This window comes from Rhizobium azibense, from assembly GCF_004342325.1.
GTDB classification, from domain to species: domain Bacteria; phylum Pseudomonadota; class Alphaproteobacteria; order Rhizobiales; family Rhizobiaceae; genus Rhizobium; species Rhizobium etli_B.
Map to the genome: position 1 here is coordinate 391,830 of NZ_SMBJ01000001.1, position 16,413 is coordinate 408,242.

Sequence of the window (16,413 nt, forward strand, 5' to 3'; positions counted from 1 at the left end):
TCGCCGGGCACATCGATGCTGTCGGCTAATTTCAGCCGGCGAAAAGCCTGAACACGAGCCGTCGAAACCACTAATCTTCGCGTCGACGATCGGCGACGCGCGTTGATGGTAATGTCTTGGTAGCGGCTGGATGGAGGGGACTATTCACCCCCATCCAGCATTTTCATCTGCAGTTAAGTTAATTACTGCGCCTTCGGAGTGCCGCGCCATACCGTTCGATCAGCTCATCGTAGGCATCTGCCGGCGATCCGTCTTTCAGGATCATTCTTTGGAAAGCTTCGCCCAAGATGGTGTGATACGTGGAGAGGATGGGGGTGTAGGTCACAGTTTGGCCACGCTGGGCTACCAGGTCAGCCCACTTCTTCTGATCCGTACCGGCATCGCTCTGGAAATATGGCGCTGTGTACGCTGATTTACGCGATACAACTTCGCCGCCCTCGGCTGCGAAAGCTTGCGCCTCCGGTGACACCATGAACTTCACGAAGGTCCAAGCGGCATCCTGATTGACGGTCTTCTTATTGATCGCAATGTTGTAGCTGTAGACCGTCTGTTTGTCACTTGCTGAATATCCTGGCGCCGGAGCCCAGGCCAAATCATCACCGCCACCTTGCTGCTTCACTGTCTTATAACGATACAGGCCGAAAACGGCCGACGCCGCACTGCCTGACCGGATCGCGTCGTGCAATTCGTTGAACCCCATCTGCGCGCTGCGCAGCGGCGTCACCTTGCATGTCGTATAGAAGTCTTTGATCGTTTGCGCCGCTTTGATGAACGACTCTTTTGAGAAAGCGATCTTACCATCAGGGGTGAAGTATTCACCGCCGTTTCCAGGCAGCATTGTACTCAGGAAGAATTCGCCGAGGCTCTGGGCGCCACCAAGCCCGCCTGTGGCTCCCAGCGGAACGGCGAACGGGATCGTGTCGGATTCGCCGAATTTGGCACCTAGTGCACACACTTCATCCCAAGTCGTCGGCGGCTTCACCCCGGCCTTCTCCAACATGCTCTTGCGGTAGAAGAGGATCGGAATGCGAAAATCCTGGGGGAGAGCATAAAGCTTTCCGGCGACTTTAGTGCTGGACAGCGGCAAGAGCCAATCCTCATCCGGGATGCCGTCCTTCTTCACCAAGTCATCGAGCTGGAGAAGATTTCCAGTTGCGGCAAATTCGGGAACAGCAAAGCCGACCACGCGGACCACGTCCGGTGTCTGGCTGCCGGATTTGATAGCACGAGCAGCTGTTGCCCCCGTCGGATCGACAAGGAGCTCGACCTTGATGTCTGGGTTCTTCGCCTGAAAAGCGTCGATCATCTTGGTCTGAGCAGCAGACCGGGGATCCTTCGAATTGTTCGGATCCAAGAACGTCTGGTAGATGATCTTCGTGCTCTCCGCAAAGGCTTGCGGAGCAAGGAAAGCGAAGATGGCGGTACCAATTCCCAGTGCCGCGACCGATTTGATGAGTTTCCGTTTTGATGTGGTTTGCATGCGTCTTCCTCCCAGGTTGAACAAGGTGTGTGGATATTTGTGTACGTCATCAGCCTTTGACAGCGCCTGCCGTGAGGCCGGAGATGAACCACTTCTGAACGAAGCCGAACATGAAGATAACGGGCGATGATGCGACCATGACAAAGGCCATCATGTAGGACCAGGAAATCCCGACAGCGTCGAAAACCTGATTAACGAGGGCGACCTGCAGGGTCCGTTTTGCAACCTCTGGCGCAAAAACTGCGACGGTAATGTAGTCATTCCAAGTCGTTACAATGCCGATCGTCGCGACAGCCGCTATACCGGGACGTATCAGCGGCAAGATCAGGCTCCAGATGATCTGGAAGCGGGAAGCGCCGTCGATCATGGCCGAGTCCTCGATCTCGATTGGAACGGCCTCGACGAAATTTGCGATGAACCAGACGGTCTGCGGGATGATCCTTGCGGAAAGGATAATCGTCACAACGACACCGCTGTTGAGCAAACCGACCGTTTCCAGCAGGTAATAGGTGGGAACCAGCAACGCGACTCCTGGCACCATCGAGGTCGCAAGAACCGTCAGCATCAGGGCACGCTTGCCTTTGAAGGAAAAGCGTGCGGCGGCGTAGCCCGCGGGAATTCCGACGAGAAGAGCGATGATCACGGCACCGACGGAGTAAGCGACGGAGTTCCAGAGATCGGTCAAGAAAGCCGCGTCCTGCAAGACCTTGGTGTAGTTCTCGAGAGTTGGTGAATTTGGCCATATGGTCGGAGGAACAACAACCGCTTCAACTTCTGTCTTGAAAGACGTTGCAAAGGCCCAAAGAATCGGCCCGAGAACGATAATCCCGATAATGAAGGATCCCAGGACGGCGGGTATTTGTCCGCCTGTGCGGTTCGAAAGAGCGCTACTCATGTTAGAATCCTATCCAGTCACGCGGCCGGTTAGCCGGGTGTAAAGTACACCAAGGGCGACATTGACAATGAGGACGACGATTGAGACGACAGCAGTCGGCCCAATGTTGACCGCCTGAACGGTCCCACGGAAGGCTTCGAAACTGAGCGTGGTCGTTGATCCCAGTGGTCCTCCGCCTGTCATGACAATGATCAGTGTCATCAAGGTCAGGTACATGATGGAAAGCGTCAGCGCCGTGCTGCCCAAGGTGGGAAGAATTTCAGTGAGCGTGACGTAACGGAACTTCACAAACGCGCCACCTCCATCGATCTCTACCGCTTCGTAGAGTTCTTTAGGAATGGACTGCATGGCTGCCGTCGCCATCACCATGACATATGGGAACGACCACCAGGCTGTGACGATGATGATGAGGGGCAATGCCATTCCCGGATCCCCCAACATCAGTCCGGGATCGATACCCAGCTTCTGGATCACGTAGGGTATGGGCCCAAATGATGGGTTGAGGAGCCAGAGCCAGATGCTGCCAACAACAGACATGGACAGCGTCCAGGGAAAAAGGATGAAGACGCGTAGAGCAGACCCGGTAACGCCCGCCCGGTTCAAAACCAGCGCTGAGGCCATGCCAAGGATTATGGCACCCGCTAGAGATCCCGCAACGTAGGTCAAGGAAATTATGGTCGTGTCCCAGAACTCGGATGAGCTTAGAACTTCGACGTAATTGGCGAGACCGGCAAAGCCAACGAGATCGTAGTATTTCGTTTTCTGGAAGCTCAACCAGATCACAAAGATCGTAGGATAGAGCGTAACAAGAAACAGGATCAAGATAGCGGGGGTAAACCACAGAAAGGGAGCCCAACTAAAGCGGTTTGCGTCGTCAGTGGCGTCCACGACGTCGCTCGCAAGGTTGGTCCCGCTCTGATCAGTGCTGAGTTGTAGCGGAGGTATCGACATTCGATTACTAATCCCGTGTGGGCGCCTCAGGCAGAGTGGGGTTGTCGCGTGCTCAGGATAGGCGACGGCCAGTGCTCTCGCTGAAGAGATGAACGCGTGAAAGGTCAGGGGCTACGGTGATGGTCTCGCCGGCTTTCGGTAGAACTCGATCTCGGAAGATGCAGACGATGGTTTGAGCACCATGCCGAGCGATGATCTGCGTTTCCGAACCTGTGGGTTCGACGACCGTGACGGTGAGGGGCAACCCCTCGTCACTGAGAGTGAGGTGCTCAGGACGCATGCCGTAAATCAATTTCTCTGAAGTATCGGCGACGCCGGCTGGCAGAGGCAGTGTGTGTCCGTCTTCGAGAACGAACCGGCCTTGCTCGACTTTGCCTTTGAGGAAGTTCATCGACGGGGATCCAATGAAACCGGCGACAAAGACGTTGGCGGGGTAATCATACAGCTCTAGCGGCGCACCGACTTGCTCGACATGACCGTCGTGCATGACAACGATCTTGTCGGCCATCGTCATTGCCTCGACCTGGTCATGGGTCACGTAAACGGTCGTGGTCTTGAGCCGCTGATGCAGTTCCTTAATCTCAGCACGCATTTGCACGCGCAACTTTGCATCAAGGTTCGAGAGCGGCTCGTCGAACAGGAATACCTGCGGATCGCGAACAATTGCGCGGCCCATCGCAACGCGCTGACGCTGCCCGCCCGAAAGTTCGCGAGGGTATCGATCAAGGAGTTTGGTGAGGCTGAGGATTTCAGCTGCTCGTTGAACACGCGTCACCCGTTCCTCGTGGGGCGCCTTTTTCAGCTTCAAGGAGAAGCCCATGTTTTCCGCAACGGTCATATGCGGATAAAGGGCGTAGTTCTGGAAGACCATCGCGATGTCTCTGGCCTTGGGAGGAACATTGTTGACGGTGCGTCCGCCAATCTGGATTTCGCCGCCTGAGATATTTTCAAGACCCGCGATCATCCGCAACAGAGTTGACTTTCCGCAGCCCGAGGGGCCGACCAGGGTAACAAACTCCCCTTCATGAATGTCGACAGACACTCCATGAAGTACGGGTACGGCGCCGTAAGCCTTGCGAACGGACTTCAGCTCAACACTAGCCAACTGTTTCCTCCTACCGACTGCCGAAGCAGCAACCTGATCTTAGGGCGATCTCCACATCGCTATCGGAACGTTATTCCATTAAGAACAGCGGGTGTCAACAGAGGTCAGCGACGCGACAGGCGCATCGTTGGCGATAAAAATTATTTAGATAATGTTTCCAACGACTTGTGAGCTTCTCGAAGTGTTGGCCTGTGGGTGGGGTGCAGCGATTCGATACGGCCAGAGCTGCGAAAGTTCCTCAGCGGTGGCCTTTACCTGTTCTGCTAACTGCGGGAGTACGAGCGGTGAAAAGTGGTGGATCGGTCCAGCGATGCTCACCGTTCCAACAACCTGACCGCCAACGCGAATGACAGCGGCGACAGCAGCAACGCCGGCTTCAGCTTCCTCGATCGCTGTGGCCCATCCCCGTTCTTCGGTCTCATCCAAAGCAGCAGAAAATGTCTGCCTAGAAGTAATGACCCGCGGCCCCCCCAAGTCTGTGCGTCCCAGTCCACTCGCTACGGCCCTGGCCAACGCCTCCTCCCGATCTAGCGTCGCTAGCCAGGCTTTTCCGTTGGCGGTCGTGTGCAACGGGACTTTTGCGACGAGTTCCGGCTGGTAAATCAGGCCGGATCGCATCCCTTGTGAATGGGAGATCCACGTCAAACCATCGGGATCCAGGATCGCAATCCTGCCAAGTCCCTTGGTATTACTGGCCAATCTGTCCAGAATCGGTTGGCAGATATCGGGGATCCGCGTCCCAGCTAACAGGCGCTGACCCATCACGGCGAGGCGCAACGAAAGCCGGTAGAACCCGTTCTCGGGATCCTGTTCGGCCCAACCCAAGTCACACAGACTGTTGAGCAGGCGATGCGCCGCGCTCTTTGGGACGTCCAACCGGCGACTAATTTCGCCTAGTGACAGTCCGCTGGCGTTCTCGCTCAACAGCGTGATGACGTCGAAACAGCGGTCTAGAAGGGATTTGACAAGGCGCATGGTACCACGATATTCGGTTTGTCGGAACGCTATTCCAATAGCATTGCGGAGGGCGTTTCACAAGGAGCCGCTTGACGGCAGTTAAAACATCAGTCCGCGCACCGTCGTCCGGCCACGGCCCATGCGTTTAACCACGGCTCCTCGCCTTGATGAACCAGCAATAAACGGAGTCGGGATGAAGATCGCAGTTTTCGACGTCAGCCATTGGCACTTTCCCCTTTACATCCCTGCGCTGAAGGATCCCGGCATCGAGGTGGTCGGCATATCGGACAGCGCTTCATTTGCCGGCGCTCGTTTTTCCGATCTGCTGAACTGCAAGCTCTATGGTTCCAATCATGAGCTCATCAGCGAGGACTTCGACTTCGCGCTCGTATTTAGCCGTCATTCCGATATGGCCGAACTCGCTGAGCGGCTAATCGCCAAAGGCAAACCCTTTCTCATCGAGAAGCCGTGCGGGGTTAGTCTCGAGGAAGTTCGTCGTATCCGCAATCTCTCTGAGAAACACGGCGTCTTCGTAAGCGTGCCTTTCATCATGCGGGTGAGCGACCTAGCTGCTCATCTCTCGCCGGCTGCAGGGCTCACGTCAGACGGGTTCCAGCATCTTTCCTTCAGATTCATTGTAGGATCGGTTGCCCGTTACGAACGAAACGGGTGCGGATGGATGCTTGACAAGGGGCTCGCAGGAGGTGGGTCGATGCTGAACGTTGGCATTCACTTCATCGACCTGATTGCAAACCTGACGCAATCCCCGATCACTCAGGTCTCGGGCCAGGCCCACATTTATCGATCCGATGTAACTGTCGATGAACAGGCGGTGTTCACCTGCCGAAATAGCGCAGGACAGATCGGCGTAATCGAGACAGGCTACCTATACCCTTCTACGGCCGAGGATCAGCGGGATTTCGCGTTTTCGCTCTCACATCGTCAATCTTACGTCCGCGGCTATGCCAACCAGTTCTATGCCAAGTCTCGCACAGGCGAGAAGGCTTACGCGACGACTATCGAGTATAACACGGACGCGTATTACCCGGTGTTCCTCCGCCGCAGCTGGGCGGATCTCGCAAACGGCCGCCCTCCCGTTGCAGGCCTGCTCGAAGCGGAACGCGCACTTGCCGTCATTGAAGCGGGATACCGCTCGGCGGCAAACGGTGGAGCCCCTGAACAGGTCTAACCTGATGCCTTGTTCGGCGCCTGACCTTTATTTGGCGGCGCGCGATGGTTTAGTCTCGGGCGGGAAATTCAGTTGTTACGTTGTTAATTGCGAAAATGGCCTGACGCTTGGATGCTGCGTGTCTTATTCATAGCTGTTTTTTCACCTGAATTTTCCACGCCGACCACTTCTTCCAATTTTGGCCTATTCCATGACGAAACCCGACATCGAGATCATTGCCACCGGCCTTCACTTCCCGGAAGGCCCCGTCGAACTCCCTGACGGCTCGATTGCCGTCGTTGAGATTGGCCGCGGCAGGATCGTGAGGATCCGAGACGGCCGTAGACAGGACGTACTGGCGGTAACCGATGGCGGCCCTAACGGGATGGCTTTAGGGCCGGATGGAGCGCTCTACGTTTGCAATAATGGAGGGTTCTCCTGGGCAGAAGAGGGCGATTGGTTGCGTCCCTTCGGACTGGCTCCGGACTACGACGGTGGCAAGATCCAAAGGGTCGACGTGGCTACGGGCGAGGTCACGACCCTATATGATCAGTGCGACGGTCGAAAACTCAGCGGCCCTAACGACATCGTTTTCGATAATCATGGCGGTTTTTATTTCACCGACACCGGGAGGGTCCGAGAGTTCCAGCGTGACCACGGCGCAGTATATTACGGAAAAGCGGATGGCAGTTCGATAATAAGGGTGGTGTTTCCGCTTCTTGCGCCAAACGGAATTGGTTTATCACCCGATCTTGAAACCCTTTACGTCGCCGAGATGGAGACAGCGCGACTATTGAGCTACGTCATCGCTGAGCCGGGGGTGGTTCACAAAAGGCCCTTTCCAAGCCAGAGCGGCGGTGAGCTCGTTATAGGACTTGGCGGTTTCCAGCGCCTCGACAGTCTGAAAGTCGCAGCTTCCGGTAATATCTGTGTTTCGACCTTAGTGACCGGATGCATAACGGTGGTTTCGCCGCGAGGCGAGTTGCTTGACCAAGTTTGGATGCCAGAAATCTTTCCGACAAATCTGGGATTTGTAGGCCAAGACTTGCAAGACGCCGTCGTGACCCTGTCGTTGACAGGTCAAGTTGGCAGGCTCAGGTGGGCGGAGAAAGGTCTCAGACTGCAACATCAAATCGGCGCGGTAGTCTATCATAAGAGTTGACGGATTCTCATGAAGGATTTGATGCTCTCTCCTCGGGAAAAGGCCTGCATATCATGGATGGGTCATGGCAAATCAGTCGGGGAGATAGCTATCCTCCAAGGAAAAAGCGGTTGGGAGATCGAGGAACATCTCGTGCGCGCTCGGATCAAAGATCTCCTGCAACGCGGTATCACATATGCCGATTGGGTCCTCCAACTCGAGAGGCAGCTAGGCCCAGAGCTCACAGATATGGTCGACAGTGAGGCCAGCTTGTCCAGTGATCATGTGCATCCCCGAATGGGTTTCGACACCCTTCGCTGCGGCCATTGCGAGAAGCCTGGTGGTCTCGGGCTGGGCAATGACTTCTGCTAACGTCATCCCCGGCTGCAGGAGATCCGGATCGAGGGGTAACGCGTCCGTATCTTGAAGGCCCAGTGACGTGGCATTGACGACGAGTTGGCCTGCTTCCGGCTCAGGGTTGCCTGCCTTGGCAACCCTTTTTCCAAAGTCAGCATTCACCGTTTCCGCCAGCGCTTCAGCTTTGTCGAATGTTCGGTTGGACACCGTGATGCTGTTGGCGCCTGCCTCGACGAGTGCAAACGCTATAGCGACCGAAGCACCACCAGCTCCGACGATGAGCGCGTTGCGACCCTTAATTGCGATCCCCTTCGATTGGAGGCCACGCACAAAGCCCTTGCCGTCGAACTGATAACCCCGGAAGCTGCCGTCGCGCTCGCGCCGGACGAAATTCACTGCGCCGACCCGGGCGGCCACAGGATCAAGACTGTCGCAGAGGTCGATGGCCGTCTGTTTATGAGGTAAGGTGATGCCGAACCCCACGAGGTTCGGAATTGCTTTCAAACCAGCCCAGATTATCGCGAGCTCCTTTGCAGGAACATGGAGCGGGACAGATACGATATCCGCTCCACGTGCCGCAAAGAGCGGATTGACCGCCGCCGGCGACTTGGCTTGGGCGATCGGGTCGCCGATGATGCCGATCAGCCTGGTTGTGCCTCGAATGTTGACACTACTCACCACGACAGTTCCTCGCGTTTGAGCCAGACAATGCTGCCGTCTTCGATGCCGACAATGATATCAAGATTTCCGCGGCCGGCCCAATCGACGACCTCGGGAGACGCGACATGCATCGCCATCTGAATGGTCTCGTCGCGGTGCTTGATCGGGACGGGCAAGGCAAAGCGCGGTTCTTCTGGTGTTCCAACATTACGCGAATAGAACAGCCCCGCCTGCTTCGTTGTATTGCGTGGCGCACCGGTCTTCGGATCCGGGGGCACGCAGGCGCGCGCATGGGTGCCGAAGATGAGATCCGTGCGACCTGCGCCTTCCCAATCGCAGAAGCACAGCTTCACGCGACCGCGCCCGCCGCCGACATCGACCGTAAAGCGCATAGCTTCGCCGTCTTCCCAACGCAGGAAACGTTTGTCGACGAGTTCTGTGTCGGACGCCTTCCTCCAATCACTGAGGACTCCGTCCTCATCCAATGCGACATAGTGGAGGTCGTTGTCCTTGAGCCAGTCGACGACAGCCGGTCGAACCCGCCAGACCGTCTTCAACGGCTTGCCCTTGAAGGTTAGGAACTCCTCCTCGCCGAAACGTGGCGGAAGGACCTTTTCGCCGGTGTTGCGGAACAGCCGGTGAAGGCCCGTGACGTCGCTGACCAAAATGTCCATGCTTCCATTGCCGGTCCAATCGGCAAGGGTCGGGCAGGAATAACCGAACATCTTTTCCGACGGTCCCTGGATAGAGCCCGTCAATCCGGCTGCAAGCCGTATCGACGTGTCGCCACCCTTCAGCATGACTTCCTTGTCGAGGTAAATGGTACCGTCTTTTTCCCGGCTCTGGTAGAAGAGCAATTCGCCTGTGCTGTTGCCAACAACCAGATCGTAGTGGCCGTTACCGCTGAAGTCATAGGCTGCGGGGCTTGGCAGGATGCCCGCATGAATCAGTGGCTTCGTGGTCTCGATGCGGCCGCGCTGCTCGAAACGTGGAAGTCCGTCTTCGCCATCTCGGACGTTCTTGAGGAAGCTGATGTAGCCATCCTCGGCGCCGTAAAGGATGTCTTCGCGACCGTCGCCATCCCAATCGACGACGCAGGGGAGATGGATACAGTGTTCGAGTTCCAGAACCTTGTCGTCTACACTGCGGATCAGGCTTGTCGGCTCGAAGGTTCCGTCTTCGCGCTGTCGGGCAATATGCAGGATATTCCAGAACTCGCCTGCGATGAGATGTTGCTGCTTAGTCCCGAGCTTGCCGAATGCAGGTGCCAGCTGCCCATAGACCTCAAGTGGGGTTTCGCCGGCAATAAGGGCATGACCTTTTTCCAGCACGGGAGCTGCGAGCGTACCTTTGTTTTTGAATGCGTATAGGAAGCCTCGCAACGGTCCGCCGAGCCAACGGCCGGCGTCGTCATAGCCGCGATAACCTTCGTCGTTCCATTCCAAACCATTTGGCCAGTAGTCGTTCCAGTAGTCGCTACCGACGATGAGTTCCGGCACCCCGTCGCCATCGATATCGTGGAAGCGGGCCATATGGAAATATTCGTTACCCTTGACCCAGTCGGCATCAAGATCAAGCAGCACGGGATCCCCAAATTCAGGCGCGCCTTTTTTGCCAATGTTGGGAAACACATAAATCTGCTTGCGCAGACGAGATGCCGAGACGAGGTGAAAAATATCGCCATCACTGACGGCCGTCACGTAACCGCGAACCCCTTCGACCAGCTCTTCTTCACCCAGGACAGGTGTGCCGTCTGGATTGGTGCCGATTTGGCGACGCAAGAAGACGCGACCGTCGTAGCATGCGTCCCATGCAGAAATCAGCATGTCCTTTGTCCCGGTCCCGCTCCAGTCGACGATCTCGACACAGGTGATGATCCGGCCTGCGACAGCCGCCGACTTGACGTCCGGATGATATTTCAAAGCCTCCGAGCCATAGTCTGGACCGTGCCAAAGACTGGCGTCGTCCTCCCATCTTGTTACGCTCATCGCAAACCCTCTCCACTTGCAGAATTAATTGGAAATGATTTCTAAAACGAAACGACCTTTCAAATCTAGTAGAAAATTGAGTCGGGCGCGCCTTCGGGTGCAGGACATCGGGGCCGCGATGGATAGGGAGGGAACGGCTGATGTCCGGCAAAGGGCTGAGGATAACCGCGAGTGTACTCCGATTCAGCCTGCGTTACTGGCAGGCTCGCAGTGGACAAGCTGTCCTAGCGATGGCGCGGGAGGCGCGCAGAACTACCTCCGTGATGGCACGTGATGAGGTCTGCAATGCCAGAGCCTGGCGATACTTGCAGATCCAGCCGGCCGTGATCATGCTTCAAAGTCACTGTATACGCAGCTACCGCACTGCGCCGGTTGCAACAATCAGTGGTGTCATGGTTCGCTGGCGAACTCGCAGAGGCCAGATGTCGCTCAATTCTTCCGCAGCCTTTTTGAGGGAACGAACTAAGTCGGGCCAACGATCTTCGGTTATGCGCATAAGAGGTCCCGCAACGGAGATCGTCCCAGCGACCGGCGCTTCAGCATCAGAACTCGTTCGAAAGGGAACAGCAACTGCTGCGGTACCAGCCTCACCCTCCTCGATAGAGGTTGCGAAGCCCCGCTCCCGGGTTTCATTCAGTCGGACCCTGAGTTCATCGATTGATCGAGCAGAATTGGGACCAAGCTTCCGTTTAGCGGTAAAGCCGCGAGAATAGACGATTTCCAGCGCCTGTTCTTCGGGCAGAGTGGAAAGCCATGCCTTCCCATTCGCCGTTGCGTGGAGAACGATTTCCTGTCCCATGTCCGGATCATATCGGAGGCCGGTTGTTGCACCTTGTGCACGTGCCACCCATACCAAATCTTGACCTTCCAGGATCGCTAGACGGCAATATTCTTGCGTTTCCGCAGCCAACCGATTCAAAACGGACTGGACCACGTCAGGCACATTCCGCGCATCGAGATTCCGGAACGCTAGGGCGCTCAACCGAAGAGAAAGGGCATAGTTTTGGCTGGCGGCATCTTGGGTAACCCAACCGTGGCTGATCAGCGTAGTTAAGAGGCGATGGACCGCACTCGCTGGCATATCAAGACGTCCAGCGAGATCGGACAACTCGATTGATCCTGCTTCTCCAGCCAACACTTCCAAGAGCGTCAGGCATCGTGATACGGCTGCGACGGTCAAACCTTAATCTCCTTTTCGTCAAAGACTATAAGGTTTGTTTCCAATATGGAATAGGCTTCCACAAACGACCCCCATTTGTTGTCGCTGCCGTCAAGTGTCGGTTTTTGGTCCAGGCCCGCGCTCGCCACAAACGTTCGGAACTGCTCCTTGAGCTTGATGAAAATAGAAATTGATTCTAAAAGGAAAATAAATTCTGATTATGCGCCATGCGCTGAGAGTGAGAACTGACCGGAATTTGTCAGCGCGACGTTCACTTCGATTACACGAAGATCACAGCGTTCGCATATGGTTTTGGGACCAATTTCGCGCCGCCGGCGGAAGCAAGCTAGGACATGTAGAATGATCGTCACTTTCGGATCCATCAATGTTGACCTCATGTACCTGGTCAACGAGATACCTCAAGCAGGTCAGACGGTCTTAGCCCGAGGATTCCGGACCGAGGCTGGAGGGAAGGGGGCTAACCAAGCGCTTGCAGCTGCACGGGATGGCGCAAATGTCGTCATGACGGGGGCGGTGGGTAACGACGCCATAGCCCCTATCGCTCTTCAGAATTTGGAAAGCGAGGTCGATATCAGCCGCGTGGTCCGATCGAACGAGCCTACCGGCTCCGCCGCAATAATCATCGATGCCGATGGCCGCAATATGATCGCAGTCGCAGCAGGCGCCAACCTGGTAGCCCAATCAGACGGCGTTGAAGACGAGCTGCTTCGTAACGCAAGTTACGTCCTGATGCAGATGGAGAACGACGCTGTTCAGATTGAAAATCTAATCAGACGGGTTTCCAATCATCCCGCAAAATCGATTCTCAACCTCGCGCCGGCCTACCGGCTGGATCGCGACCTTCTCTCTCTCGTCGACATCGTAATCGTCAACGAAGACGAGGCCGAAGCTCTTTCCGGTTGGCTTGGTTGCGAGCCGAGCGCGAGATCGTTGTCCGAGGCTCTCGACACCGGGGTCTTACGCACCATGGGAAGAGAGGGAGCCGAAGCTTTCATCAATGGCGAGAAAGTAACGGTCCCGGCGCTTCGCGTTGATGCTGTGGATACGACCGCAGCTGGTGATTGTTTTGTAGGCGTCCTCGCGTCGGCTCTCGATCGAGGCCTCTCGCTCGACGCGGCGATGCGACGAGCCGCAAAGGCCGCTGCGATTGCCTGCTCGCGTCCGGGAAGCCAGTCGAGCATTCCTCACAACGACGAGACAGATAGTTGGACCTGAGAAAAGCCAAGGGCAAACACCTGCGTGAACCCATGGGAATTGACTGAAGACACTACCACAACAGGCGACCTGTAATGAGCTATCCAGCATATATCTCGGCGGTGTTCATTCTCCTACTGAGCCCCGGTCCGACCAATACGTTGATGGGGTTGGCATCGGCACGCAACGGTTTTTGGCTCGTTCTGAGACTACTGCCCGCCGAACTGCTCGGTTACCTCACTATGATCTTGCCCCTCACGTGGCTTGGCGGACAGCTGATCAGCAGATGGCCGGAAACCGCTTTGGTGCTGAAGGCCGCAGCGGCGATTTGGGTTATGTATCTTGCAATAAAGCTTTGGGTGGCGGGAAGCAAAGATGTCATGGACCGCAGCGTGACCGCTCGACGCATACTCGTGACGACGACGCTCAACCCCAAAGCCCTCGTGTTCGGACTTGTTCTTCTACCTCCGCCGATCGCGCCGGACTTCCTGCCAAAGCTTACAATTTTCGTTGCCTTGGCAAGCATCGTTGCCGTGATTTGGGGTTTGATCGGCAGGTTGACGCAGGTCGGCGCGCGAAGCCATTGGCGCCTAATGATACTTCAGCGGACCGCGTCCGCGTGGCTCGCTATCGTGTCCTGTACGGTTGTCGCGGGGCTGTTTCAAGCCTAGGATCATTAACCGATCGGGTCTGAGTTCGCATCCGAGTACCTTGCAGCAGTGATGCATCAATTTTGATCAGCCGAAGTTCAGGATACCTAGTCTACTCGAGCTGCCTTGTTTGACACAAACATTCAACGCAAACGATTATCCGGCCAACGAACTACTATGCGCCAGCATCATGTCTAGATCGAATAAGTACTCAAACATGTAGCGCTCCGGAATTCGATCAATCGCCTGTCATCGACACGATTTCAGAGCCAAGCCGACTGGGTCTGAGTCTCGTCGAGGCGGCTACGGCTGGAACCAGTCAGGTATGCGTAGCCTCGCCCGCAGCGAACAGGCCCGCATGGATGGGCATCGGCAAGAGCCCGAACCGCCACGCGTCTCGGGGAGGCCGTCGCTCTGCTATGCCGAAGCACTTTTCCCATGTGCTGAACGGGGATCGATGCGAAGTTGGCCGGAAATTGGGCCGCTCTCTACCGGCTCTTGAAATGGAAGGCACGTACGCCCTTGACATCGATGTCCGGACATTTGTCCCAAGCTGGTTAAGCATTGGCACGGGCTAAAACTGCCCCACCAATTGCAATTATGCTGCGGTTTCTCGCCCCTGTGACCAGACCCTCGGCGGCGAGCCGATTTGCCTGTCAGCGCTGATTTACATCAGGTCGCGCGCGATGCGCTTCTCTTCGAATATCTTCCGTAAGATCTCCGTTTCGCCTTCATAGGCAATGACGGAGGCGCTGATGATCCAGTCCTTTGCCGTGCAGGATATGTATGAGGTTGCGACCGTGCGAACGAACCAGCCTGGGCGCTGCATGTCGCAGGTCCAGGTCGAGATGCCGGACATCGACAGCTGGTCGTCCGGCGCGATCGACCAGGTTTCCTCACGCAGCTGCCGCGTCTCCAGACCAGTGCCGGGATGTTCGAAAAGGCCGGTATCCTCGTGGATTTCATAGCGGGTAAGGCCGGCCGAGAGATCGCGCACCACCTGCCGCTTCGTCGAGCCCGGCGCATGTTCGATATATTTCGGCAGCGGATCGGGATTGTCAGGCTGCTTCACGACGATGAGCTCATGCGTCCCCAGCAGAGGCAGGCCAAGGCCGATCGAGGCGATGTCGATCGTCAGACCCGGATCTTCCGGCGGCGGCAGAACCATTGGCCAATAGGCAGTCGACAGCGACAGACGGATGCGGTGCCCCTTGCGGAAACGGTAGCCGCAGGCATCGAGAGCCAGGCTCACAGTCGTGCGTTCACCCTTGCTCATCGGTTCCGGCGCGGCGTTGCCATCGCGATGGGCGAGATTAAGCAGGCCGAAGGAGACGCGGGTTGCCGTGCCGTCCGGATGGATATCGACAAGTCTTGCGCAAAGATTGGCGGTTTCGGCATCGCATCTGAGCGCCAGCGTCACGATGGGGCGGCCGAGATAATCATGATCTTCGGCCAGCGGCGCGGTCTGGAAGGTCAGCGACCCGGCGTCGTCGAGGCGCTGATCGATCGCGAGTTCCGCATCCGGCTTCAGCGTGAACCACTCGCCCGAGGCGGTGCCCGTGTCGAGCGGCGAGCGCAGATAGACGGAATGCTCCGGCGCGTGCGGGATCGGCATGCCTTCCATCAGCGTGCCGAACTGCTCGACATAGAAGCACTGCAAGTCAGGCTGCTGCCAACATCGCTTGGCGATCCAGAAGCCGGGGTCGAAATCGCGGCGCGTGGCGGGCTTGATGGCATCGAGAATATAGGCGCGCACGGATGGCATGGCCTCAGCACCGTTATCCTCGTTTCGCAGCCAGCGGTTCCACCAGGCAATGGCTTCGCCGTGAAAATCAGCGCGCGGCTTTGGCCAGGCGAAATGCGGATATTTGTGAACCCACGGACCGATCAGCGCCTTCGCCTTCTCGCCGAGGCCTTCGACTGCGAGCAACGGCGTGTTGCGATAGCCGTCCGCCCAGCCGGCAATGACGAGGGAGGGAATATCGAAGCTGTCGAAGGCCTCACAGATCGACCCATGTCGCCAGAAGTCGTCGCGGCGCTGATGCTGAAGCCATTCCTCCATGAAGAAGGGTTCCTGCCCAAGGCGTTGCAGCCACATGTCCCGCCAGTCGTCACCGACGATGGCCGGATCGGGCGAGCGCGATTGGTAAGCAAGCATGGTTGCCGCCCAGGAAAGCTGAGCGGAGAGGTGACAGCCGTTCTTATAGTGGATGTCATCATTGTATCGATCGACCGTGGAGGCGATTGAGATCACTGCCTTCAATGCCGGGGGCTTCAAGGCCGCGACCTGCAGGCAGTTGAAGCCGCCCCAGGAAATGCCCATCATGCCGACCGAGCCGTTCGACCAGGGCTGCTCAGCGATCCAGCCAATCAGCTCGCAGGCATTGGCAAGCTCGAGCTCGGTATATTCGCCATCGATGATGCCGCCGGACTCGCCGGAGCCTCTTATATCGACGCGGACGCCGGCAATGCCGGCCGCGGCAAAGACGGGATAGGTGGATTCGTCACGCGAGCTTGTTCCGTCGCGCTTGCGGTAGGGAAGGAATTCGAAGACGGCGGGAACGGGATCGCTGTCTGCGCCATCGGGCATCCAAATGCGGGCGGCAAGCCGCGTGCCGTCCTTGAGGGTGATCCACTGATTTTCGATAGTGGTGAAGCTACACTCGATCATGGGGTTCTATTCTGAA

General features: G+C 56.8%; 13 protein-coding genes. 4 read left to right on the forward strand and 9 right to left on the reverse strand.

Features of this window, described 5'->3' with window-relative positions:
• Positions 1–178 precede the first annotated feature (178 nt).
• The 5 genes from EV130_RS01895 to EV130_RS01915 form a co-directional block, all read right to left on the reverse strand.
• Positions 179–1,480, reverse strand: coding sequence for an ABC transporter substrate-binding protein (locus EV130_RS01895; protein WP_132659072.1), 1,302 nt, complete (start codon positions 1,478–1,480; stop codon positions 179–181).
• 49 nt (positions 1,481–1,529) lie between these two features.
• Positions 1,530–2,375 carry a carbohydrate ABC transporter permease gene (locus EV130_RS01900; RefSeq protein WP_132549431.1) on the reverse strand — a complete coding sequence of 282 codons (846 nt, stop codon included), beginning with the start codon at positions 2,373–2,375 and terminating at the stop codon, positions 1,530–1,532.
• 9 nt (positions 2,376–2,384) lie between these two features.
• Positions 2,385–3,263, reverse strand: coding sequence for a carbohydrate ABC transporter permease (locus tag EV130_RS01905; RefSeq protein ID WP_165918472.1), 879 nt, complete (start codon positions 3,261–3,263; stop codon positions 2,385–2,387).
• A 115-nt stretch (positions 3,264–3,378) separates the two neighbouring features.
• Entirely contained in the window at positions 3,379–4,431 is a 1,053-nt protein-coding gene (locus tag EV130_RS01910; RefSeq protein ID WP_132549425.1) for an ABC transporter ATP-binding protein, read from the reverse strand.
• A gap of 144 nt (positions 4,432–4,575) precedes the next feature.
• Positions 4,576–5,406 (reverse strand): IclR family transcriptional regulator, encoded by an 831-nt coding sequence (locus EV130_RS01915; RefSeq protein ID WP_132549422.1) that lies wholly within the window; start codon positions 5,404–5,406, stop codon positions 4,576–4,578.
• Positions 5,407–5,581: 175 nt separating this feature from the next.
• On the opposite strand from EV130_RS01915, the gene EV130_RS01920 reads away from it, so the two are divergent.
• Both EV130_RS01920 and EV130_RS01925 read left to right on the forward strand, forming a co-directional pair.
• Positions 5,582–6,577, forward strand: coding sequence for a Gfo/Idh/MocA family protein (locus EV130_RS01920; RefSeq protein ID WP_165918473.1), 996 nt, complete (start codon positions 5,582–5,584; stop codon positions 6,575–6,577).
• 190 nt (positions 6,578–6,767) lie between these two features.
• Positions 6,768–7,718 (forward strand): SMP-30/gluconolactonase/LRE family protein, encoded by a 951-nt coding sequence (locus EV130_RS01925; RefSeq protein ID WP_132549416.1) that lies wholly within the window; start codon positions 6,768–6,770, stop codon positions 7,716–7,718.
• Between the two features lie 207 nt (positions 7,719–7,925).
• Here EV130_RS01925 and EV130_RS01930 read toward each other — a convergent pair whose 3' ends face one another.
• The 3 genes from EV130_RS01930 to EV130_RS01940 form a co-directional block, all read right to left on the reverse strand.
• Positions 7,926–8,732, reverse strand: a complete 807-nt coding sequence (locus EV130_RS01930) for a shikimate dehydrogenase family protein (RefSeq protein ID WP_245519998.1) — start codon at positions 8,730–8,732, stop codon at positions 7,926–7,928.
• Positions 8,729–10,702: an FG-GAP repeat domain-containing protein gene (locus EV130_RS01935; protein ID WP_132549410.1), complete on the reverse strand. Its 1,974-nt coding sequence runs from the start codon at positions 10,700–10,702 to the stop codon at positions 8,729–8,731. Before EV130_RS01935 ends, EV130_RS01930 begins: the two co-directional genes overlap by 4 nt.
• A gap of 355 nt (positions 10,703–11,057) precedes the next feature.
• On the reverse strand, positions 11,058–11,882 hold the full coding sequence (locus EV130_RS01940) for an IclR family transcriptional regulator (protein ID WP_132549407.1): 825 nt from the start codon (positions 11,880–11,882) through the stop codon (positions 11,058–11,060).
• A 339-nt stretch (positions 11,883–12,221) separates the two neighbouring features.
• Between EV130_RS01940 and EV130_RS01945 the strand changes: the two genes are divergently transcribed.
• Positions 12,222–13,097, forward strand: coding sequence for a ribokinase (locus EV130_RS01945; RefSeq protein WP_132549405.1), 876 nt, complete (start codon positions 12,222–12,224; stop codon positions 13,095–13,097).
• Between the two features lie 74 nt (positions 13,098–13,171).
• Complete coding sequence (locus EV130_RS01950; protein ID WP_132549402.1) at positions 13,172–13,747, forward strand: LysE family translocator; 576 nt, start codon at positions 13,172–13,174, stop codon at positions 13,745–13,747.
• Positions 13,748–14,393: 646 nt separating this feature from the next.
• Here EV130_RS01950 and EV130_RS01955 read toward each other — a convergent pair.
• Positions 14,394–16,397 (reverse strand): CocE/NonD family hydrolase, encoded by a 2,004-nt coding sequence (locus tag EV130_RS01955; RefSeq protein ID WP_132549399.1) that lies wholly within the window; start codon positions 16,395–16,397, stop codon positions 14,394–14,396.
• Positions 16,398–16,413: the final 16 nt, after the last annotated feature.

Bases quoted from the DNA above. Each gene is read 5' to 3' on its own strand.
- EV130_RS01895 (WP_132659072.1), bottom strand. From the start codon at position 1,480: ATGCAAACCACATCAAAACGGAAACTCATCAAATCGGTCGCGGCACTG.
- EV130_RS01900 (WP_132549431.1), bottom strand. From the start codon at position 2,375: ATGAGTAGCGCTCTTTCGAACCGCACAGGCGGACAAATACCCGCCGTC.
- EV130_RS01915 (WP_132549422.1), bottom strand. From the start codon at position 5,406: ATGCGCCTTGTCAAATCCCTTCTAGACCGCTGTTTCGACGTCATCACG.
- EV130_RS01920 (WP_165918473.1), top strand. From the start codon at position 5,582: ATGAAGATCGCAGTTTTCGACGTCAGCCATTGGCACTTTCCCCTTTAC.
- EV130_RS01925 (WP_132549416.1), top strand. From the start codon at position 6,768: ATGACGAAACCCGACATCGAGATCATTGCCACCGGCCTTCACTTCCCG.
- EV130_RS01935 (WP_132549410.1), bottom strand. From the start codon at position 10,702: ATGAGCGTAACAAGATGGGAGGACGACGCCAGTCTTTGGCACGGTCCA.
- EV130_RS01945 (WP_132549405.1), top strand. From the start codon at position 12,222: ATGATCGTCACTTTCGGATCCATCAATGTTGACCTCATGTACCTGGTC.
- EV130_RS01950 (WP_132549402.1), top strand. From the start codon at position 13,172: ATGAGCTATCCAGCATATATCTCGGCGGTGTTCATTCTCCTACTGAGC.
- EV130_RS01955 (WP_132549399.1), bottom strand. From the start codon at position 16,397: ATGATCGAGTGTAGCTTCACCACTATCGAAAATCAGTGGATCACCCTC.